General features: G+C 72.2%; 16 protein-coding genes and 1 riboswitch. Of the genes, 3 read left to right on the plus strand and 13 right to left on the minus strand.

Features of this window, described 5'->3' with window-relative positions; all coding sequences use genetic code 11:
- Positions 1-13 precede the first annotated feature (13 nt).
- From QFZ64_RS10680 to QFZ64_RS10720, 9 genes are all read right to left on the minus strand, one after another.
- The gene (locus tag QFZ64_RS10680) at positions 14-2,818 is read right to left on the minus strand and encodes a LuxR C-terminal-related transcriptional regulator (protein ID WP_373430583.1); all 2,805 of its coding nucleotides are present in this window, start codon (positions 2,816-2,818) and stop codon (positions 14-16) included.
- A 151-nt stretch (positions 2,819-2,969) separates the two neighbouring features.
- Positions 2,970-4,322: a diacylglycerol kinase family protein gene (locus tag QFZ64_RS10685; protein WP_373430584.1), complete on the minus strand. Its 1,353-nt coding sequence runs from the start codon at positions 4,320-4,322 to the stop codon at positions 2,970-2,972.
- A gap of 28 nt (positions 4,323-4,350) precedes the next feature.
- Positions 4,351-4,797 (minus strand): hypothetical protein, encoded by a 447-nt coding sequence (locus QFZ64_RS10690; protein WP_307064646.1) that lies wholly within the window; start codon positions 4,795-4,797, stop codon positions 4,351-4,353.
- A 30-nt stretch (positions 4,798-4,827) separates the two neighbouring features.
- Positions 4,828-5,301: an SHOCT domain-containing protein gene (locus QFZ64_RS10695; protein WP_307064647.1), complete on the minus strand. Its 474-nt coding sequence runs from the start codon at positions 5,299-5,301 to the stop codon at positions 4,828-4,830.
- A gap of 134 nt (positions 5,302-5,435) precedes the next feature.
- The gene (locus QFZ64_RS10700; RefSeq protein ID WP_307064648.1) at positions 5,436-5,954 is read right to left on the minus strand and encodes a hypothetical protein; all 519 of its coding nucleotides are present in this window, start codon (positions 5,952-5,954) and stop codon (positions 5,436-5,438) included.
- A gap of 159 nt (positions 5,955-6,113) precedes the next feature.
- Positions 6,114-6,647 (minus strand): hypothetical protein, encoded by a 534-nt coding sequence (locus tag QFZ64_RS10705; protein ID WP_307064649.1) that lies wholly within the window; start codon positions 6,645-6,647, stop codon positions 6,114-6,116.
- 18 nt (positions 6,648-6,665) lie between these two features.
- A complete protein-coding gene (locus QFZ64_RS10710) occupies positions 6,666-8,285 on the minus strand; it encodes an MFS transporter (RefSeq protein ID WP_307064650.1) in 1,620 nt (539 codons plus the stop codon).
- 235 nt (positions 8,286-8,520) lie between these two features.
- Positions 8,521-9,393, minus strand: coding sequence for a class II glutamine amidotransferase (locus tag QFZ64_RS10715; RefSeq protein WP_307064651.1), 873 nt, complete (start codon positions 9,391-9,393; stop codon positions 8,521-8,523).
- A gap of 725 nt (positions 9,394-10,118) precedes the next feature.
- Positions 10,119-10,511 (minus strand): hypothetical protein, encoded by a 393-nt coding sequence (locus QFZ64_RS10720; RefSeq protein WP_307064652.1) that lies wholly within the window; start codon positions 10,509-10,511, stop codon positions 10,119-10,121.
- A gap of 559 nt (positions 10,512-11,070) precedes the next feature.
- Between QFZ64_RS10720 and QFZ64_RS10725 the strand changes: the two genes are divergently transcribed.
- From QFZ64_RS10725 to QFZ64_RS10735, 3 genes are all read left to right on the plus strand, one after another.
- Complete coding sequence (locus QFZ64_RS10725; protein WP_307071646.1) at positions 11,071-12,267, plus strand: EfeM/EfeO family lipoprotein; 1,197 nt, start codon at positions 11,071-11,073, stop codon at positions 12,265-12,267.
- Positions 12,268-12,310: 43 nt separating this feature from the next.
- The gene (gene efeB / locus QFZ64_RS10730; protein WP_307071647.1) at positions 12,311-13,561 is read left to right on the plus strand and encodes an iron uptake transporter deferrochelatase/peroxidase subunit; all 1,251 of its coding nucleotides are present in this window, start codon (positions 12,311-12,313) and stop codon (positions 13,559-13,561) included.
- A gap of 300 nt (positions 13,562-13,861) precedes the next feature.
- A complete protein-coding gene (locus tag QFZ64_RS10735) occupies positions 13,862-15,775 on the plus strand; it encodes a phospholipase C (RefSeq protein WP_307064653.1) in 1,914 nt (637 codons plus the stop codon).
- 162 nt (positions 15,776-15,937) lie between these two features.
- Here the strand turns inward: QFZ64_RS10735 and QFZ64_RS10740 are convergent, their stop codons facing one another.
- The 4 genes from QFZ64_RS10740 to QFZ64_RS10755 form a co-directional block, all read right to left on the minus strand.
- Positions 15,938-16,663, minus strand: coding sequence for a GNAT family N-acetyltransferase (locus tag QFZ64_RS10740; RefSeq protein ID WP_307064654.1), 726 nt, complete (start codon positions 16,661-16,663; stop codon positions 15,938-15,940).
- 126 nt (positions 16,664-16,789) lie between these two features.
- Positions 16,790-17,815: an ABC transporter substrate-binding protein gene (locus QFZ64_RS10745; protein WP_307064655.1), complete on the minus strand. Its 1,026-nt coding sequence runs from the start codon at positions 17,813-17,815 to the stop codon at positions 16,790-16,792.
- Between the two features lie 64 nt (positions 17,816-17,879).
- Positions 17,880-18,677 carry an amino acid ABC transporter ATP-binding protein gene (locus QFZ64_RS10750; RefSeq protein WP_307064656.1) on the minus strand — a complete coding sequence of 266 codons (798 nt, stop codon included), beginning with the start codon at positions 18,675-18,677 and terminating at the stop codon, positions 17,880-17,882.
- Entirely contained in the window at positions 18,674-19,654 is a 981-nt protein-coding gene (locus QFZ64_RS10755; RefSeq protein ID WP_307064657.1) for an amino acid ABC transporter permease, read from the minus strand. Before QFZ64_RS10755 ends, QFZ64_RS10750 begins: the two co-directional genes overlap by 4 nt.
- 349 nt (positions 19,655-20,003) lie before the next feature.
- A riboswitch (SAM riboswitch) is annotated at positions 20,004-20,111 on the minus strand.
- Positions 20,112-20,907 lie beyond the last annotated feature (796 nt).

The following is a 20,907-nucleotide window of genomic DNA, read 5'->3' on the forward strand; positions in this document are numbered from 1 at the left end:
TCGCCGCGTCCCCTCACAGCTGGCCGAGCTCGCGGGCGCGGTTCACCGCGTCGCCGCGCCGGTTCACCGCCAGCTTCCGGTACGTGCTCTTGAGGTGGGTCTTGACCGTGTTCACCGACACGTACATGTCGGCCGCGATCTCCTCCGTGGTCATCATGCGCGCCAGCCGCCGCAGGACGTCACGCTCGCGTGTGCTCAGCTCCACCGGCACCAGGGGTGGGGGATCGGACACGGGCCGCCGCGGCCCGCCGTGCCCTCCCGGCCGGCCGGGCAGGAGCCAGCCCTCGGCGAGTTCGCGCAGCGGGGCCGTGGCCAGCAGCGGCCTGATCCAGTCCCCTCCCTGGAGGAAGGGGCGCCGCAGACGCTCGCGCCGGGCGTCGAGAAGGGCACGGGCGACGAGTCTGCGAGCGGTGTCGCTCTCCCCCGACTCCTGCGCCGCCCGGGCCCGCACCAGCGCCGCCCCCACACCCACCGCGGGTCCGGCGCGTCCCCCGGCACGGACGGCGTCGAGCAGTTCGGCCGCCGAGTCGGGGTGCCCCGCGGCGACCTGGATCGCCGCCGCTTCCACCGCGTACAGCGGCTGGTCGCCGAGGACGCCGTCGAGGAACCGCACGGCCTCGTCCGGTCGCCCGTCGGCGAGACAGGCGGCGGAACGGACGACCGCCGCGTGGCTCCGCGCCCAGGGGGACGCCACGGCCGCGGACACGGCCGGCTCCGCGGCCTCCGCGGCGGCGGGCGTCTCCCCGTCGGCGAGGAGAAGGCGTGACGCGACAAGTGCCCGGCCCGCCGTCGGCACGGGATCGTGCTCCCGGGCCGGGAGCAGGGCCGTCTCGTCGAGCAGGGCCCGGGCCCGGCCCAGTTCCTGACGGTCCACGGCCACCGCCGCCAGGACCAGCCGGCCGAGGCCGGCACCGGGAGGCCGGTGCAGACCCGCCAGCTCCCCCTCGGACACCGCGGCCAGCGCCCTGCGTTCGGCCCGGCCGAGCCAGCCGTTCAGGTAGTCGGCCAGAGCCAGGTGCCCCATCGACTCCGTACGGGGCACCACGGTGGCGGACCCGCTCGGAACACCGGCACCACGGGTCAGCGCGGCACGTGCGTGGTCGAAGTGCCCTTCCCACAGACGGACCGAACCCACGTGCGTCAGCAGCAGGGCGGTCAGTTCCGGATGCTCGTCCAGCAGCCGGTCCGGCAGATCCCGGCGCAGTTCCTCGGCGGTCGCGGCGGCCCGCTCGGCCCTCGGGGGGCATCCGGTGAGCCGGGCCGCGAGCGCCTCGAGGAGTGTGCAGCTCAGCCGGGCCGCCGCCAGGTCAGGGCCGTCTCCGGCGTCGGACAACTGTTCCTGAGCCCGCCGCAGCCGGCACAGTCCGCGGTCGAGGTCGCGTCGGGCCAGCGCGCCCGCCGCCCGCACGAGGTCGCTCGCCGCGCTCCCCGCCTCGGGCCCCATGCCGGCGAAGAGCTGGGCCAGGGAGTCCGAGCGCAGGCCCGTGAAGAACTCGCCGATCGCCAGATTGTCGACGAGCGCGCCGGCGGCCAGATCGAAGTCGCCACCCGCGGCGCCGTGGACGAGCGTCTCCTCGACGATGCCGGAACGGCGCAGCCATCGGGCGGCCCGCAGGTGCAGTTCCGTCTCCGTGCCGGGCAGCCGCTCGCGCAGGTGGGCCCGGAGTATCTCCCGGAAGAGCGGATGCAGCCGGTACCAGGAGTGCCCCAGCCGCTCGATGAACGCGTTCTGCCGGTGCAGCTCGGCGAGGAGCGGTTCGGCGTCGTTGCGCAGGGTGAGGGCGTCGGCCAGGTCCGGGCAGAAGCGGTCCAGGACGCTGACCCGCATCAGCAGGTCCTGCGCCTCCCGCGTCCTCCCCTTCAGGACCTCGGCCAGCAGGAAGTCCGCGACCGTGCTGCGGCCCGCCTCGAACTCCTTCAGGAACCGCTCCGGGTCGGCGCTCTCCTGGGCCGCCAGGGCCGACAGCCGCAGCCCGGCGGCCCAGCCCCGGGTGCGCTCCACCAGGGCGGACGCGGCATGCGCGGGAAGGCGCAGTCCGTGCAGCCGCAGCAGCGCGTCGGCCTCCTCCGAGGTGAAGGACAGTTCGGCGCCGCGCAGCTCGGTCAGCTCGTCGGCGGCCCGGTAGCGGTGCAGCGGCAACAGCGGTTCGGTGCGGGTGACGAGGACCAGGCGCAGTCCCCGTCCGGCGTGGTGCAGGACGAATTCCAGCTGTTCCGCGACCTCGGGCGCGGTCATGCGGTCGTACTCGTCGAGCACGAGGACCACGGGCCGGTCGCGGTCGTTCAACTCGGCGGCGAGCGAGGCCAGCAGTCCGCGTCCCACATCGGCCGGGTCCGCGGGGGCCCCGACGGCACCGGCGGCCCGTGCCCCGTTGACGCGCAGGGACTCGAAGACGTAGGCCCAGAAGACCCCCGGCCGGTGATCCCCCGCCTCGACGGTCAGCCAGGCGACCGGCGACGGCAGCCCCGCGGCCCAGTCGGCCACCAGCAGTGTCTTGCCGGCCCCCGCCGGGCCGTTGACCAGCGTCAGCGGTGTGCGCAGAGCCTGATTCAGGCGCGCGACGAGCCGCTGCCGCCGCAGGAAGGTCGCAGGCCGCGCCGGAAAAGCGAACCGTGTGAGCAGGTACGGATCGCCCAGCGGGTCGGTGCTCGTCCCGTCCGGTGCCCGGGTCGTGCGGTCGGTCGCCACCACGGCCCTCAGCCCCGCGATCCCGGACCGTCGGCGTACGCGGGCCCGAAGGAGTGCTCCGGCCGACACGGAGCCCGGCCGGGCGGATCGAGTGCGCCCGAGCGGGCGATCCAGCGGCACATTGTCCATGCCCTTCCGGCAGCGGGGGTGCCATCGCGGTGGCCTGGACGCGGGATCGTCCGTGGCGCCGACGCCGGGCCGACACCGTCCCGCGATCCCTCCCAGTGTCGCTCCGGACGGCCGTCCGGGCACGCGGACGGCCGTCCGGGAGCACCTCCGCTCAGGACCACCCCAGGCGGGGCGGCGGCCGGCCCAGTGCCAGCCGGGCCACGCGCGGCCAGTCGGGCGCCGGCCCCCGGGGCCTCGATCCACCGGGCCGGTGGCGTGGCACGCGCACCCGCAGTGCTCCGGGCGCGCTGCGGCACACCACGGGAGAGGGCAGGTCGACGTACTCCCCGTCGATGCCGACGGGCAGGGTGGTGGTGCCGGCCTCGACGACGACCTCGTCGGCGGTGAGCCGGACGAGGCCCCCGGAGCGGGGGCGGCTCGCCAGGCGCGCCGCCTCGGTGGTGCTGCCGACCCGGACGCACGCCACACCGAGGAGTCCTGTGTCCAACCGCTCCCTGCGCCCCGGGCGCGACACCTCAGCGGCGTGTCCGTAGGGGTTGTTGCTGACGAGCAGTGCCTGGAGGCCGGTCACGTGCCGTCCGTCGGCCGTCATGCGCAGAGCGGGTGCGTTGTCGCCGGTGAGCAGTCCGGGGAGGGTCTGCCAGACCGTACGGGCTTTCGCGGCCCGGTAGGCGGGGTCGTTGACGACGGCCGCGTACGTGCCGAAGGAGGCGTTGTTGACGAAGACGCGGTCCGCGGCGTATCCCAGGTCGACGCGGAGTTCCACACCTGCGGTCAGGGCTTCCAACGCCGCTGTCGGATCGTCGCGGTCGAGGCCGAGGTCGAGGGCGAAGTGGTTGCGGGTTCCGGCCGGGATCACCACGAACGGCACGTCGTGGCGGGCGGCGACGTCGGCGACCAGCGCCTGGGTGCCGTCGCCGCCCGCCACCCCCAGCAGGTCCGCCCCGTCGGCGACGGCCTGCCGGGCCAGCGCGGTGACGTCCTGACCGGGGCCGAGCACGTGCACACGGCAGCCAGCGGCCCGTGCCTTGTCCGCCAGACGGAACCGGTCCACCTTGCCGCCGCCGGATCGGCGGTTCATGAGCACCCACGGGTGCCGCGGCGTCACGGCGGTCGCTTCAAAGGCCGGGGGAGCGGGCGCCAGGGCCGAGCGTGCCGCGAGGACGGCCAGTGCCAGCAGGCCCAGCGATACCAGGGCGGGGCCCAGCAGGTCGGCCGTGGCGTAGAGCGCGAGGACGGTGAGGGGCGCGGCCACCGACAGGACCGTTCCGACCATGCGGGCGAGACCGGTGTGTGCCAGGGCCCACCACACGCCGACGGCCGCGAGCACGAGTCCCGCGATGCCGACCAGGACCCACAGCACGCTGCGCGGACCGGCGGCGACGAGCGGTGTCAGGACGCCGCCCAGCAGGAGGAGCAGGGCGACGCGGGCTCGCGCGGCACTGTGACCGCCCGGCCCGCCCGCCGCTCGCGGCGCGTTCGGCTCGTCGCCTCGTGACCCCACCTGTCGCCCCTTCTTCCCTGCCTCGTCGCTATCGCGACCGGGGTTCCCCGGGCAGGTCGTGGAGGTCGCCGCCGCGCTTCACCACGCACAGGGCCCAGATGACGAAGCCCGAGATGGTGATCATGACGACGGACCACACCGGGTAGTACGGCAGGGAGAGGAAGTTGGCGATGATCACAAGGGCGGCGATGGCGACCCCGGTGACCCGCGCCCACACCGCCGTCCTGAGCAGCCCGGCGCTGATGACCATGGCGAGCGCGCCCAGAACGAGGTGTATCCAGCCCCAGGTGGTGAGGTCGAACTCGAAGACGTAGTTGGGCGTGGTGACGAAGACGTCGTCCTCGGCGATGGCCATGATGCCCCGGAAGAGGGTGAGCAGGCCGGCGAGGAAGAGCATCACTGCCGCGAAGGCGGTCAGACCGGTCGCCCATTCCTGCCTCGCGGTGTGAGCCGGGTGGGTGTGTGTCGCGGTCATCTCGGACCTCGTTTCTCGGGTGTGGGAGTTTCAGCGTGCGGAGGCGCCGGTGCCTGCGGTGCCGACGGTCTCCGCGCGTCCTGGGTGGCCGTTGCCGGACAGGACCAGTTCCTTCGCCCTGCGGAACTCCTCGTCCGTGATGGCACCCCGGTCCCGGATCTCGGAGAGCCGGGCCAGCTCGTCGGCGCTGCTGGATCCGCCGGCCGCGGTCTTCCTGACGTAGGCGTTGAACTCCTCCTGCTGCGCGCGGGCCCGCGTCGTCTCGCGGCGCCCCATGTTCCTGCCGCGGGCGATCACGTAGACGAACACGCCGAGGAAGGGCAGGAGGATGCAGAACACCAGCCAGCCGGCCTTCGCCCAGCCGCTCAGCCCGTCGTCCCGGAAGATGTCGGTGACGATGCGGAGGAGCAGGACGAACCACATGATCCACAGGAAGATCATCAGAATCGTCCAGAAGGCCCCCAGCAGCGGATAGTCGTACGCCAGATAGGTCTGTGCGCTCATGTCCGTCCTCCGTCCCGGGCATGCCCGGCCGTTGTTGCCTGCTGACCTCAGGGTGGTCACGGGCCTCGCCGTCCGGCATCACCCGGCGCGGGTGAGTGCGGCCGATGCCCCTGCCCGGGGGCCCACACGCTCGTTCAGGAGACTGTTCGGCGCGGCGACGTACGTGCCGGTCCGGCCGCCGCCGCCAGCACCGCCAGGACGATCAGGGCGGCCGAGGTGATCCCGAGGACGAGCGCCACGGCGGTGACCGTGGGGTGGTTCCAGAACAGCAGGATCAGCGCTCCCGCCACGATGACGCTGCTGGTGGCGCCCGTCCGGTGCCGCGCGAGCAGACGTCCCGTGGACCCGGTGTCCACACCGCCTCGACGCAGGGCCCGGCCGGCGGCCGCCGTGGCCCGCACGGCCGCCCCTCGGGCGGCACGGGCGGCACGCCCCGGCCCGTACAGATACGCGACCGGCACGGTGACCACCGCCACGACAAGCAGTGTGCGGGCGCTGTCGCGCAGGAAGTGGACGAGCGTGTCGTAGACGGCCGCCGCCGCGTCGGGCGGCAGCGCGGCGGGCGGCACCGAGTCCAGGTAGGCCCGGCGGAGTACCGCCAGAGCCACCAGCAGCAGCGCCGTCGTCGCGGCGACGCCGGTCGCGGTGGCCATCAGCATCACCCGGTGGGCCGGTGCGGTCCACACGGCGAGCGCGGCGAGGACGACGGTCAGTACGGGCAGCCAGACACCGACGACGTCCAGCAGCCGCAGCGAGCAACGAAGTCAGCAGCAGGAGGAGGGCAGAGGAGTCGGACAGGCGGTGCCAGTGCGTCAGTGCGTCACTGCGATCTTGACGGCGACGATCACCAGACCGAGCAGTACGTTGACCGTCGCGGTGGCGGCCATCAGCCGTCGTGAGGCGCCCGCGTGCTGTGCCGCGGCGACGGACCAGCCCACCTGTCCGGTGAGGGCGACGCACAGCGCAAGCCACACGGCGCCCCGGACGTCGAGCCCCAGCAGGGGACTGACGGCGATGGCCGCGGCCGGCGGTACGGCCGCCTTGACGACGGGCCACTCGTCACGGCACACGCGCAGGATCAGCCGTCGGTCCGGAGGATGCTGGGCGAGACGCGCTCCGAACAGTTCCGCGTGGACATGGGCGATCCAGAAGACCAGGCTGGTGAGCAACAGCAACAGGACCAACTCGGCACGGGGGAAGGAACCCAGGGATCCGGCACCGATGGCGACGGAGGCCGCGAGCATGGACCCGTACACGCCGCCGGTGTAGTCCGCGTGGGCACGATGGTCGGCCCGGCGCTCCCGTCGGGCCGCGCTCTGCCCGACCCCGCTCGTATTCCTGGACACCCAGATCTCCTTCCTAGGTCAGTCCGCGCGTCCGACCGCGGTGCCCGGGGCGCTCTCGGGCGAGCGGCCCACCCGCGCGCTCGGCAGGTGTGCGGTGACCAGGAAACCGGCGAGCGCAACGCCTCCGGTGGCGAGGATCGCCGCCTTCAGCCCGTCGAGCTGAGCGGAGGCGTAGGACTCGGTGACGGCGTCGACCTCGGACGGTGGCAGCCCGGCCTGCTCGGCCGCGGAACGCACCTGCTCCGTGGAGACGAAGGTGATGCCCGCTTCCAGGCGGGCCCCGACCTGTTCGCGGGCGGTCGCGGACAGCCGCGGGTCGTCCGCGACCTGAGTGGTGAACGCGCCTGCCAGCGCGCCGACCAGGATGGAGCCGATGAGGGCGGTGCCCAGCGCCGAGCCGAGATTCTGTGCCGTGAACTGGAGCCCTCCGGCCTCGCTGCGCTCGTCCTCGCCGACGCCGGACTGGATGATGTTGCCGAGCTGCGAGGCGAGCAGGCCGACGCCGACGCCCAGTACGGCCATGGCTCCTGCGAACTGCGCGTCGTCGATGACCGGGTCGATGGTGGCCAGCAACCACACGACGGCCGCTGCCAGGATCGTGAGGGCCAGCCGCACCACCCCGCGTGGCCCCATCCTGCGTCCCAGCGAGGAACCGCACAGGGAGGTCACCAGCATGGTGGCCGACACCGGCAGCAGGCGCAGTCCCGTCTCGAAGGCGTCGAAGCCCTGCACCACCTGCAGATACAACGGAATGGCGAAGAACAGACCGAGGAGGATGAGGTTCTGGCCGAGGAGCGTCGTCAGGCCGGCCCGGAGCACCGGCCTGTCCAGCAGGGACAGGTGCACCAGTGGGGCGGCGCCGCGGCCCTCCCGCCGCCGCTCCCAGAACCGGAAGACGGCCAGCACGGCGAGCCCGGCGCCCACGACGAACAGGGTGGGGGCGAAACCGAGGACGGTGAACGGCGGATTGCGGGGCTTCACCCAGCCCCAGGTACTGCTCTGCAGCACCCCGAGCACACCCAGCCCCAGCCCGGCGGCGGAGAGCACCGCGCCCACTTTGTCCAGCCGGGGCCGAGGTCCGGTCGAGGCGGGCGTCGCGATCATCCGCCGGCACAGCAGCACGGCGACGACCACCAGGACCTCGCCCGCGAAGACCAGCCGCCAGGTGAGGTACGTGGTCATCCAGCCGCCGAGCAGCGGGCCGACCGCGATCCCGGCTCCGGCGAGGCCCCCGATGACCGCGTAGGCGACGGCCCGGTCGCGACCGCGGTACGACTGTGCGACCAGGGCCGCCATCGCCGGCAGCACCATGGCAGCCCCGAGCCCCTCGATGACGGACCAGCCCAGGGTGAGGACCCAGAGCGTGGGCGCCACGGCGGTCAGGGCCGACCCCACCCCGTACACGGTCAGCCCCGCCAGGAACATGCGGCGCCGTCCGAAAATGTCCCCGAGCCTGCCGCCGATGAGCATGAACGCTGCCATGACCAGCGCGTACAGGGTGATCACGGCCTGGATGGCGGTGACCTCCGTGTCGAAGTCCTCGACCAACCGGCTGATCGACACGTTCATCACGGAGGTGTCCAGAACCATCAGGAACTGGGCCGTACCGAGGACTGCCAGGGCCCGCCAGTGCTTCACGTCGTCTCACCTCGCCGAGTCGGACCGGTGCGCTGCGGCACGTTCCCCCCATCGCACCGCCGCGGTGGCGTCTCGTGCCTCACCCCTCGCGGGGGAGATCGCGGAAGCCCGAGGTCACGCGCCCGGCGTACCGCGTCACCGCGCCGGTTCACCACCGGCTTCCGGCGGACGCCTCCGAAAGGGGTCCTCACCGTGTCGACCGACACGTAAGGGCCGGTGGCGGTCCCCTCCGTGCTCATTCATGCGCGCCGGCCGCCGCCGCGTACTCGGGCCTGAAGCGCTGGAGGACGCTTCCGCCCGGCTGCACGACGCCGTAGCTGCTCTCCGGCACCTCGTTCCACGCGCCGGGCAGGTCGCCCAGAGGCTCCGACACGACGAGACGGGTCTCGTCGGACAGCTCACGCAGGAACGACACGTCGGGGTGGAGCGCACGCAGGGCGTCCACCCTGGTACTGACGTACAACGACCGCGAACGGCCTTCACTGGAGTAACGGAAGGCCCACACGCGTTCGCCGTCGGCCACCGCGATGGTCATCTGCAGCGGGTGCGGGATGCCGTGCGACTCCGCGGTCGTCTCGACGAGACCCGCCATGCGCGCCACCGCGCCGGGCGGGTCGTCGGCCAGGCCGAAGGTGAGGGCGAGGAAGAACATGACCTCGGAGTCGGTGGAGCCCTCCATGTCGGCGTACAGGGCCGGGTCCACGGCCAGGGCGAGATCACGCCGGACCCGACGGAACCCACTGATCATCCCGTTGTGCATCCACAGCCATCGGCCGCTCCGGAAGGGGTGGCAGTTGCTCTGCTGCACCGCCGTTCCCGTCGATGCCCTGATGTGCCCGAAGAAGAGGCCCGAGCGGGTGTGGTGGGCGACCTCCTGCAGATTGCGGTCGTTCCAGGCCGGGCCGACATCCCGCAGGACGGCCGGATCGGCCGTGTCAGCCGTTTCCGCTGTTTCCTGCGGGTACCAGCCGATTCCGAAGCCATCGCCGTTGGTCGTCTCCACACCCATGCGGGAGTGCAGACTCTGGTCGATGAGGGAGTGCTTCGGCTGGAACAGAACCTGGCTGAGGAGGACGGGTGTACCCGAGTAGGCGATCCAGCGGCACATCGTGACGCCCCTTCCGGCGGCGGCGGAGGCGCCACCGCAGTGGCCGGCCGCCGGACTCGAGCAGCCTCGGCGCATGGCGGGCGTCGTCCCGCGGCTGCTACCAGTATCGCCTTCGGCACCCCTCGGGGCATGCGGACAGGGGATGCCCGGAGCCCGTATCCCTACGCTCGCATGGGCAGCGCGGGAAACACGGCCACCGAGCCGTCTCGGTCTGCCCGCCCGCAGCAACAGTCCAGGCCACTCGCTCCGGTTCCTTGGATGGGTGGGCCGGCGTGGGTGTGCTGGTTGCGGGTGGGGCCTTGCTCATCGGGCGTGCGCTTCAGCGGGCCGCGTCGCAGTCGGATACTGAAGACGCTCGTCCTCGCAACGAGGCGAACTGGCATTGGCGTTGTGGATGCGGTGGGCGGTCGCGGGGCGGCGACATCAAGGTCGGCACGGATTACAACGCCTGGCGACATCAATGGCGCCAAGGCGTAGGGCATCCAATGCCGGAGGTCTACCAGGTGCTCGCGTAGGTGGGAACTGATCGTGGTCGCGTCCGGAACATAGGATGCGGCGACGCGGCCGCTACTTCGTTCGGTCATCTGATCCGCCAGGAGCGTTCCGCCGTCAAGGCGTACGGAGTGTGCAAGGTGCTGCCGTGCAACGCTGAGGCGGGGGCCCTGGCTGGGGGGCCGGGGGGGGGGACGGAGTCTGCCGAGGCAGAGTGCAAGACAGTACGGTGGCTACACGTCTGAGGCCGGCAGGGAACCCAGGTGGCGGCCCAGTCCGCGGGATGCCGGAGGGATCACCAGGGGTGGGTAGTCAACGTCTTCGGGCTGGTCCGTACGTTCGGGCTGGTGGAGCCAGACGCTGAGCAGAGGTTGGCGGAGCAGTTCGTCGGTCACAGCGGCTCCGACGTGGTCGTGCACGGTGCACAGCGCCAAAGCCGCGTCCGTCCCTGGAGAAGCATTGGCGCCCGTTTGGCTGCGCATATGTTGCAGGGCCTGCCACAGCAGCGGTGCACCCTGGGCGCGAAGCGTCCGTTCGTTGCTGGGCTCGAACTGCTCGACCGGTTGCCCGTCGATCCACCGTTCTACGATATTCAGGCCCTTGGCGCCGTGGTGGTAGCTGAGCACCTCCGTGTTCTGGGACAGTGAGCCTTTTCCAACCTGCTGGTGGCGGTGTGCAGTTGAGAGGCGGCGCTCAGAGAGGGCCTGTCAGGTGCGGCCGTAGTGGTGGCAGAGGTCTGCGGGGACGGCTGCCACCCATGTCGTCCTGGCGAGATCGAGGCAGATCGGTGGGACGGTTTCCCGAAAGCTCACTCGAAGGGGGCCTGCCCCGGTGGTTCATCGCGGTCAGCGGGTAGCTGGTACGCCTGCCCCTGGCCGTGGTCCCGAAGCCACCCGCCGTCCGGAGACGGCGTGGCGCGACGGGCGGGTGAACTGGGGGCGAATTCTGGCTTTCCCTCTGGTCGCAAGGGGGCTCGGGGGGGCGGTTTCGGGGGCGTGGCGTGCCTAGGATCGTCGGTGCCGCCTCGTTTCGTACGACCCTTCCTGGAGGACCGGCGTGCCCGAGATCCCCACCGATGCCGACGCCGATACCGACGCCGATGCCGCTAGCGATACCGAGGGCGACGCCGGCGTCGTACCCGGTCCCGTAGCGGCGCCGCCCGGCCGGACCGGCCGTCGGCGGACCGTGCTGGTGTGGGCCGTGTCCGGGGTCCTCGTGGCGGGGGCGGCCGTCGGGGCCGGGGTGCTGGCGACCGCCGGGGGTTCCGGCGGGGGCGGCGGTCCGGCGCGCGCGTCCGACTCCGACGGGCTGCGGCACACCGTCGTCGAGGTGACGCCCGGCGGGTGCGGACGCGGCTGGTCCCACCCCGCCCCCGGCCGGCAGGTCTTCGACCTGAACAACACCTCCAGCGCGGCGGCCGAGGTGTACCTGACCGACGCGGGTACGGGTGCCGTCTACGGCGAGGTCGAGGGGCTCGCCCCGGGGACCGTCCGCCCGATGCGGGTGACCCTCGGCAGCGGCTCGTACGCCTTCAAGTGCCTGCCCGACGACGCGGACGCCGTGACCGGCCCGACCGTACGGATCGCCGGGGGCGGCAAGGTGAAGAGCGGCCCCGCCGCCGTCCCCGTGACCCAGCAGGACCTCATCCCGCCCACCCTCGGCTACCAGAAGTGGATCCAGGACCGCACCGTCGAGCTGGCCACGAGGACCGACGCGCTGCGCGACGCGATCGACCGCGGGGACCTCCCGGCCGCCCGCGCCGCCTGGCTGCCGGCGCACCTCGTGTACGAGCGGATGGGCGCCGCCTACGGCACCTTCGGCGACGCCGACGGCGAGATCAACGGCACCACCGCGGGGCTGCCCGGCGGGGTCCACGACGCCGACTTCGCCGGGTTCCACCGGGTCGAGTACGGGCTGTGGCACGGGGAGTCGGCGCGCGGCCTGCGCGGCCCGGCCGGCCGGCTCGCCAAGGCCGTGCACGCCCTGCGCGACGGCTGGCCCGACCAGCGGATCGACCCGGGCGACATCGGGCTGCGCGCGCACGAGATCGTGGAGAACACCGTGCAGTTCGAGCTGACCGGCCGCACCGACTACGGCAGCGGCACCAACCTGGCCACCGCCCGCGCCAACCTCGACGGCAGCCGGGAACTGCTCACCCGCCTGCGCCCGCTGCTCAAGGGCCGCGACTCCGGGCTGGGCGGACTCGGCACCGCGATGGACCGGGCCCGGCACACCCTCGACGCCTTCCACCACAGCGGCCACTGGACGCCGCTGGACCGGCTCACCCGCACGCAGCGGGAGAAGGTCGACGCGGACCTGGGCGACCTGGCCGAGCGGCTGGCCGACGTGGCCGCCCTCACGGACGTACGGAGGACCGCGTGAAGCGGGGGGACGGGATCGACCAAGGAGGAACCGGATGGACCGGATGGACCGGGTGAACGAGGTCGGCCGCCGGGGGTTCCTGGCGGGCGCAGCGGCCGTCGCCGGTGCGGGGCTCGTGGCCGCGGACCAGGGTGCCGCGTCCGCCACGGACACGCATACGGACACGAGCACCGGCACCGGCACCGGCACCGACGCGCGCGTGGACTTCCACGGCCGTCACCAGGCCGGCATCCTCACCCCCACCCGCCGCGCCACCGCGTTCGTGTCCTTCGACACCACCGCCGAGAACCGCACCGAACTGGCCGATCTGCTCCGCACGTTGACCGACCGGGCCCGTTTCCTCACCGCCGGCGGCAACCCCCAGGAGCTGGGGATCACCGCCCCGCCGGCCGACTCCGGCACCCTCGGCCCCACCCTCCCGGCCGACGCGCTGACCGTCACCGTCGGCGTGGGCGCCTCGCTCTTCGACGAGCGGTACGGCCTCGCGGACCGCAGGCCCCGCCGGCTCACCGCCATGCCGTCCTTCCCCGACGACGACCTCGACGCCGCCTGGTGCCACGGCGACCTGAGCGTGCAGTTCAGCGCCGGAAGCACGGACACCGTGCTGCACGCCCTGCGCGACGTCGCCCGGCACACCCGCGGCGGCATGCAGGTGCGCTGGCGCATGGACGGCTTCGTCAGCCCGCCCCGCCCCTCCGGCACCCCGCGCAACCACATGGGCTTCAAGGACGGCACCGCCAACCCGGACGTCACCAGTCCCCGGGCGATGGACCGGCTGGTGTGGGTGGGCGCGGGCGGCGGCGAACCGGACTGGGCGACCGGCGGCAGCTACCAGGTCGTGCGGCTCATCCGGATGCTGGTCGAGTTCTGGGACCGGGTCTCGCTCACCGAGCAGGAACGGATGTTCGGCCGCGCCCGGGACACCGGCGCTCCCCTGGACGGCCGGCACGAGACGGACACGCCCCGGTACGCCCAGGATCCCAAGGGCGACATCATCCCGCTGGACAGCCACATCCGCCTGGCCAACCCCCGCACCACCGCCACCGCGGACCAGCGCATCCTGCGCCGCGCCCACAACTACGACCGGGGGGTGGACGTCAACGGCAACCTCGACATGGGCCTGCTGTTCTGCTGCTACCAGCAGGACCTGGCCCGGCAGTTCGAGACCGTGCAGAAGCGGCTGGCCGGGGAGCCGCTGGTCGACTACATCTCCCCGTTCGGCGGCGGCTACTTCTTCGCCCTGCCGGGAGCGCGGGACACGTCGGACTGGCTGGGGCGCACCTTGTTGGCCTGATCTCGCCCAACCGGACGGGAACGGACACGGGCGCGCGCCCGTCGGAAACGGACCCGCACCCGTCGAGCCCGGACCCGCACCCACCAGGAACCGACCCGCGCGGGTCAAGGAATGCCTAAAAGTCCATGAGAACTTCCTGACCGTACGTTCGCCCGCCGGTCACTGCCGCTCCCCCGATCCGCCGCCGACGTGGACGAAAATCCGGCCATGGACATTCAGGCCACAGCCATTCGAGCCATGGACATGCGGGCCACGGACGGCGTGGCAGCGGAACTCGGTGCTCCCGGAAGGCGAGACAGCATGATCGGCACAGGCAGAACCCCAGGCGCACGGCGCCGGTTGACGCGCGTGGGCGCCGTCCTCGGCGCCGTCGCCCTGGCCGCGGCGGGCGGGGTCCTCCCCGCGGCCGCGAACACCGGGCACGGCGGCCAGGGCGGCCACGGTCACGGCCACAGCCACTCCGACACGCGCACCGCCACGCCGATCAAGCACGTGGTGGTGATCTACCAGGAGAACGTCTCGTTCGACCACTACTTCGCGACCTACCCCAAGGCCGCGAACACCGACGGCACCACCTTCAAGGCGGCCCGGCACACCCCCGAGGCCGACAACCTGCTGAGCGCCGGTCTGCTGAAGACCAACCCGAACCTGTACACGCCCAAGCGGCTCGCGCCGTCGCAGGCCATGACCTGCGACCAGAACCACGGCTACGGGCCCGAGCAGTACGCGGCCAACGGCGGCAAGGCCGACAAGTACGTCGAGAACACCGAGGTCAGCAAGTGCACCGGGCTGTTCGGCGAGCCCGGCCTGGCCATGGACTACTACGACGGCAACACCGTCACCGGCCTGTGGAACTACGCGCAGCACTACGCGATGAGCGACAACTCGTTCAGCTCGGTGTACGGCCCCTCCACGCCCGGCGCGCTCAACCTGGTCTCGGGGCAGACGCACGGTGTCGTCTCCGTCGACCCGGCCTCCGGCACCGAGCACCCGAAGCAGACGGCGACGCCGGACCCGTACACGGTCCTCTCCCCCGACGCCAAGGGCGTGGGCACGGTCGTCAACGACCCGGACCCGGCGTACGACGACTGCTCCGACAAGGACCACACCAGCACCAACGCGCTCGCCGTGATGCGGGGCAGGAACATCGGTGACCTGCTCAACGCCAAGGGCGTGAGCTGGGGCTGGTTCCAGGGCGGCTTCCGGCCCAGCACCGTGTGGGACGGCGAGCAGGGCCACTACGCCAAGTGCGGCGGCACCACCCACACCAACGTCGGCGGCGCCGCGGTCGTCGACTACAGCCCGCACCACGCGCCGTTCCAGTACTACAGGTCGACGTCCAACCCGCACCACCTGGCCCCGAGGAGCGTCGCCGAGATCGGGCACGCGGGCCGCGCCAACCACAACTACGACCTGACCGACTTCGACGCCGCGCTCAAGGCGGGCCACCTCCCCGCGGTCAGCTTCCTCAAGGCCGCCGAGTACCAGGACGGCCACGCCGCCTACTCCGACCCGATCGACGAGCAGCACTTCCTCGTCAAGGAGATCAACGCGCTGCAGAAGTCGCCGGAGTGGAAATCCACGGCGGTCGTGGTCGCCTACGACGACTCCGACGGCTGGTACGACCACGTCACCTCGAAGGTGCTGAACGGCTCGAAGGACACCAGCGTCGGGTCCAACGGCAAGGCTCTCGACGCCCCCGCCTGCCAGTCCGGTCCGGCCGCCGAGGGCGGCTACGCGGACCGCTGCGGCCCCGGCACCCGGCAGCCGCTGCTGGTCATCTCCCCGTACAGCAAGGTCAACAAGATCGACCACGCCGCCACCGAGCAGACCTCGATCACCAAGTTCATCGAGGACAACTGGTCGACCGGCCGCATCGGTGACGCCTCCTTCGACCAGCGCGCCGGCACCCTCGACGGCCTGTTCGACTTCCGGCACCCCGACAACAAGCAGGTGCTGCTGAACGCGGACGGCTCGGTGGCCTCGGTGAACCACTCCCCGCACTACGACCGGACGACGACGAAGGTCTCCACCGCCGCGTACCCCGCGTACGTCCAGGAACTGCGGGCCCAGAACGTCGCCGCCAGCACCGACACCGACCCGAACACCCCCCTCCTCATCGCCGCCGGCCTCTTCACAGCCGTCGGCACGACCACAGCCCTGGCCCTGCACCGCCGCCGCAACCGCACCTCGGGCACGACCCCGGCCATGTGAGCCGACGCCGTCCGGCACGCGAAGAGGCTGTCGGTCTCGCGCGAGGCCGCCGGGGGAGACACCGAGTCTCCCCCGGGCGAGCGCCTTCACCCTCCCCGCCCCGTCGGGCGGGGAGGGTGAAGGGCGGAGGGCACGGAGTACACGTGTCATGTGCCGCTCCCCCTACGCGGTCTCCTCCAGGGCAGCGGCCCCCGTGTGCCGCAGGAGCGAGAAGACCGTGCGGCAGCGCAGGGTGAAGCCGATCGACTCGTACAGCCGGATGGCGTTCGCGTTGGTGGCCGCGGCGTGCAGGAAGGGGCGTTCGCCGCGCTCCTTGATGCCGGCGGCGACCGCGCGGACCAGACGGGTGGCCAGGCCCCGGCCGCGGTGCTCGGGGTCGGTGCACACGGCGCTGATCTCCGTCCAGCCGGGCGGGTGCAGCCGCTCGCCGGCCAGGGCGACGAGGCGGCCCCGGTGCCGGATGCCGAGGTAGGTGCCCAGTTCGACGGTGCGGGGCAGGTAGGGGCCCGGCTCGGTGCGGGCGACCAGGTCGAGGATCTCGGGCACGTCGGCGGGGCCGAGCCGTACGGCCTCGGGGTCGGGTTCGGCACGCAGGGAGGTGTCCACGAGCTGGACGCCGTGCCCGGTGTGGACGACCTCCCACCCCTCGGGGACCTCGGTGACGCCCCGCACCGCGGCGGTACCGCCGGGGCCGACGAGTGCGGCGAGGTCGGCCCAGGCGCGCGGGTCGTTGTCGCCTGCGACGGCGTGGAAGGGGGACACGTCCTGCTGGTACCGGACGGCCCGGCCGACGCGCTCGGCGAAGCGGGCGTGCGGGCCGGTGAGCGCGGCCCAGGCGGGGTTGTCCAGAGGGTGCGAGGAGCCGGCGTCGAGGGCGATGACGGACATGGTGTGACGGTCTCCGGTGTTCGACTCGGGTGTTCTGCGCGGGTGTCGGGCGCGGGTGCTGGGCGCGGGTGTGCGGCGCGTGGGACTCCACCGCGAGGCGGCGGTGGAGTTCCCGGCACGCCCGGGTCAGGAGTTGTCGAGCGGCAGTCCGGGCGGGTTGACCTCGGACGTGGTGACGGCCTCGTTGGAGAGGTTGTACGCCTTGAGCCACTTGGCGTACTGGCCGTTCTCGATCAGGTGGTCGATGGCGTCGGCGAGCGGCTTCGCCAGGCCGCTGCCCTTCTTGGCGGTGGCCGCGATGAGGCCCTGCAGGTGCGCGCCGGCACCGGAGTAGGTGCCGGCGGTGCGGGTGGCGTCCGGCGTGTTCGCGACCTGACGGTTGTGGTAGGCGATACCGGGGTTGGGCCCGAGGTACGCGTCGATCCTGCCGCCGGCCAGGGCCAGGTAGACGCTGTTGGCGGTCTGGAAGTACTTGACGGTGAGCTTCTTGCCCTCCTTGGCCAGCTTCGCCTTCCACTCCAGGAGGATCTTCTCCTGGTTGGTGCCGGAGCTGACGGCGACGGTCTTGCCGGCGAGGTTCTCGTAGTCGTTGTCGAAGTTCCAGGTGCTCTTCTTCGGCACGGTGAAGGCGAGGTTGTCCTGCCGGTAGGAGGCGAACTCGTACTTCTTCTTGCGCTCCTCGGTGTCGGTGACGTTGGAGAAGGCCACGTCGACCTTGCCGCTGTCGATGCCGACGAACATGTTCTCCCAGGTGAGGTTCTTCACCTCGGGCCGCAGGCCCAGGACCGCGGCGACCAGGCGGCCGAAGTCGGGCTCGGCGCCGGTGAGCGTCTTCTGGTCGCTGCCCACGTAGGCCAGCGGCGGGAAGCCGGACGGCAGGGCGCCGATGCCGATCTCCAGCTTGCCGCTCTTCCTGACCGCGGCGGGCAGTTCGGCGCTGATGGACTTGACTTCGGTGACCTCGAGGGAGGTCTGTTCGGCCGCGCCGTTGGAGACCTTCCCGATGACGACCTCGCCGGACGAGGCGGTGTCGGTGGAGGTGGCCGCGTCGCTGTCGCCACCGCATGCGGCGAGCCCGGTGGCCAGGGAGGCGACGGCGGTCGCCGCGGTGATGCCGCGTATCAGGCTGCGTCGGGTGAACTGCGTGGGCATGGCCGTTCCTTGTCGCTGGAGGTGAGGAGGGTGGCGTGGGGAAGGTCTGGAGGAGGTACGGGGTTCAGAGGACCCTGGCGAGGAAGTCCCTGGTCCGCTCGTGCCGCGGGTTGTCGAGGACCTCGGAGGGCGGGCCCTGCTCGACGATCCTTCCGCCGTCGAGGAAGACGACCTGGTCGGCGATCTCGCGGGCGAACCCGATCTCGTGGGTGACGATGACAAGGGTCGTACCGCTGGTCGCCAGGTCCTTGATGACGGCGAGGACTTCGCCGACGAGCTCGGGGTCCAGGGCGGACGTCGGCTCGTCGAAGAGGATGACGCCGGGGCGCAGGGCGAGAGCGCGGGCGATGGCGACGCGCTGCTGCTGGCCGCCGGAGAGCCGGCGCGGGTAGGCGCCGGTCCTGTCGCCGAGCCCGACCCGGCCGAGCAGCTCGCGGGCGAGCTCCCGGGCCTCGGGCCTGCCCAGCCTGCCGGTGGCGACCGGGGCGGCGGCGACGTTGTCGAGGACGGTCAGGTGCGGGAAGAGGTTGAAGTTCTGGAAGACGAAGCCGATCCGGGCGCGCTGGACGAGGATGGCCCGCTCGCTCAGTTCCTTGAGCCGGTCGCCGTGCCGCTTCACGCCGATCAGCTCGCCGTTGATGCTGACGTGGCCGATCTCGGGCTTCTCCAGGTGGTTGATGACCCGCAGCAGGGTGGACTTGCCGGAGCCGGAGGGGCCGAGGACGACGGTGACCTCGCCGGGGCGGACGGTCAGGTCGACGCCGGCCAGTACCCGGTGGGTGCCGTACCACTTGTGCACGTCGTGCACCTCGACGGTGGCGGCCCCGCCCCCGGCCAGGGGCTCGAGCGTCCTGGCGGTCATACGGCGGCCTCCTCGCGGATGCGGGCCCGCAGGCCGGTGAGACCGGTGCGCAGCTTCTGCAGCGGTGTCGGCGGCAGGCCGCGGGTGGCGCCGCGGGCGTAGTGCCGCTCGACGTAGAACTGGACGACGGAGACGGCGCTGGTCAGGATCAGGTACCAGACGGTGACGACCAGCAGCAGCGGCACGATGTCGCCGGGGTAGGTGGCACCCATGGTCTGTGCGGAGCCGAACAGGTCGAGCAGGGACACATAGAAGACCAGCGAGGTGCCCTTGATCAGGCCGATCAGCTGATTGACGTAGTTCGGGACGATGGAGCGCAGCGCCTGCGGAAAGACGATCCTGCGGAACTGGTAGCCCTTGGGCAGGCCGAGCGCCGCCGCCGCCTCGTGCTGGCCCTGGTCGACGGAGAGGATGCCGCCGCGGACGACCTCGGCCGCGTAGGCGGCCTCGTTGAGGCTGAGGCCGACGACGGCGACGACCATGTCGGTGGCCAGTCTCGATTCGTCGAAGGAGAAGAAGGCCGGGCCGAAGGGGATGCCGATGCTCAGCGTCTTGTACAGGGCGCTGAAGTTGTAGAGGAAGATCAGCACCACGATGAGCGGGACGGAGCGCAGCACCCAGACGTAGGTCCAGCTCACCGCGCGCAGCACGGGGCTCCTGGACAGTCGTGCCAGGGCGAGCACGACGCCGCCGATCAGGCCCAGCACCGCGCTGTAGGCGGTGACTTCGAGGGTGATCACGAGGCCGTCGAGGAGGGTGGGGCGCAGGAACCAGTAGCTCCAGCGGTCCCACTGGTAGAAGGGGTTGGTCACCAGTCCGTGCACGAACTGGGCGGCCAGGACGAGTACGACCGCGGTGGCGATCCAGCGCCCGGGGCGCCGCAGCGGCAGGACCCGCTGTGCGACGAGCGGTGGCGGCGGTTCGTCGGCGGTGGGTGACGGCGTGAGCGTGACGGTGGCGCCAGGGGGTTCACTCATGGTGGGCTCCGGCAGGTTCGGACACCCCGGACGGCGCGGCGGCATGCGTCGGCGGATGCGGCCGCGGGGAACCGGGGGCGGGGAGGACAACGGCACACCGCACGGGCGGCGTTCGTCGGGGAATGCGGGGCTGCGGCGGCGTGCGGGCTTCGGGCGCTGCGGAAAGAGGTCAGCCCCGACAGCGGGCACGGCCCGGTGCGGTACACAGTGCGCTGTTCACACGGAGCAGGTCGACCGCGCGATCGGCGACGAGCGGGTTCGGGTACGGCTCCACGCAGCCCTGTGGGCGGCGCGTGGCCGTCCTGGGAGCTGCGTTCATGGCGTCACCGTCACCGTTCCGGCCCTGTGGGCCTCGCGCTTACCGAAACTCTTCGGTCGGGTCTTCACCTGGGGCACCCCACCGCGGTGGGAGGGTTGCCGGTCAGCAAGCCAGGGCTTGTCGCTGACGCTCATGACCGTTCTGGGGCCGTAGTAAAGACAAATGCCCGAACGGATGTCAACGCCGGTCCGCCGACTGGACCGGCCGGCAGGCCGCGTGCGCCGCCCGCCCGGACGACCCTACGTTCCCTACCCGTTCACTGGGATTGCCCCAGCGAGTGTCGATCCCGCCGACACCGGCGTCAAGAGGGCCCTCCCGTCCCGCATCGCGGACGCCGTCGGCCTTGACATTCACGGGGGCGGACGACTTACGTTGAAAAGGAGAGCCGTTGACGGGTGGAGGCTGTGATGCGCGTACTGGGTACGGCACCGCACGGTGCGTGCACCGGTGCGCGGCTGATCACCCGGCGGCACGTCGACTACTGCCGCACCTCCTCCGCCGTCTGTCCTTCCGCACACGTCTGACCTCTGCCGGCCGCTCCCGCCGGCCGTCTCGTCGTGGCCCCGTGGCCGCGAGTCGTCGTGTCCTCCGGAAGGAATTCCCCTGTCCGGCCCCGCCCCGCACCTCGCCGTCGAGCTCGAGGGCAACGACGCCCACCCCGCGGCCCGGCGCCGAACCCTTCCCTGTCGCGGGCCGATCGGCGTCCCCGCATGACCTCGTCCGCATGACCTCGTCCGCAAGACCTCATCCGCATGACCTCGTCCGCATGACCGACAAGAAGCCGCCCCGCGCCACCGGAACGCGGGTTCGGCCGACGCCCGTGGAAGCCGACCGCCGGCGCACCCGGTGACGCGGCGGCGAACGTGCCCGCCGGGTACGCGCGTCGGCCCGGCAGCCCGGCCCCGCATCCCCTGCCCGAAGGCACCCCGACACG

This window comes from Streptomyces sp. B3I8 (genome assembly GCF_030816915.1).
In the GTDB taxonomy this organism is placed as follows: domain Bacteria; phylum Actinomycetota; class Actinomycetes; order Streptomycetales; family Streptomycetaceae; genus Streptomyces.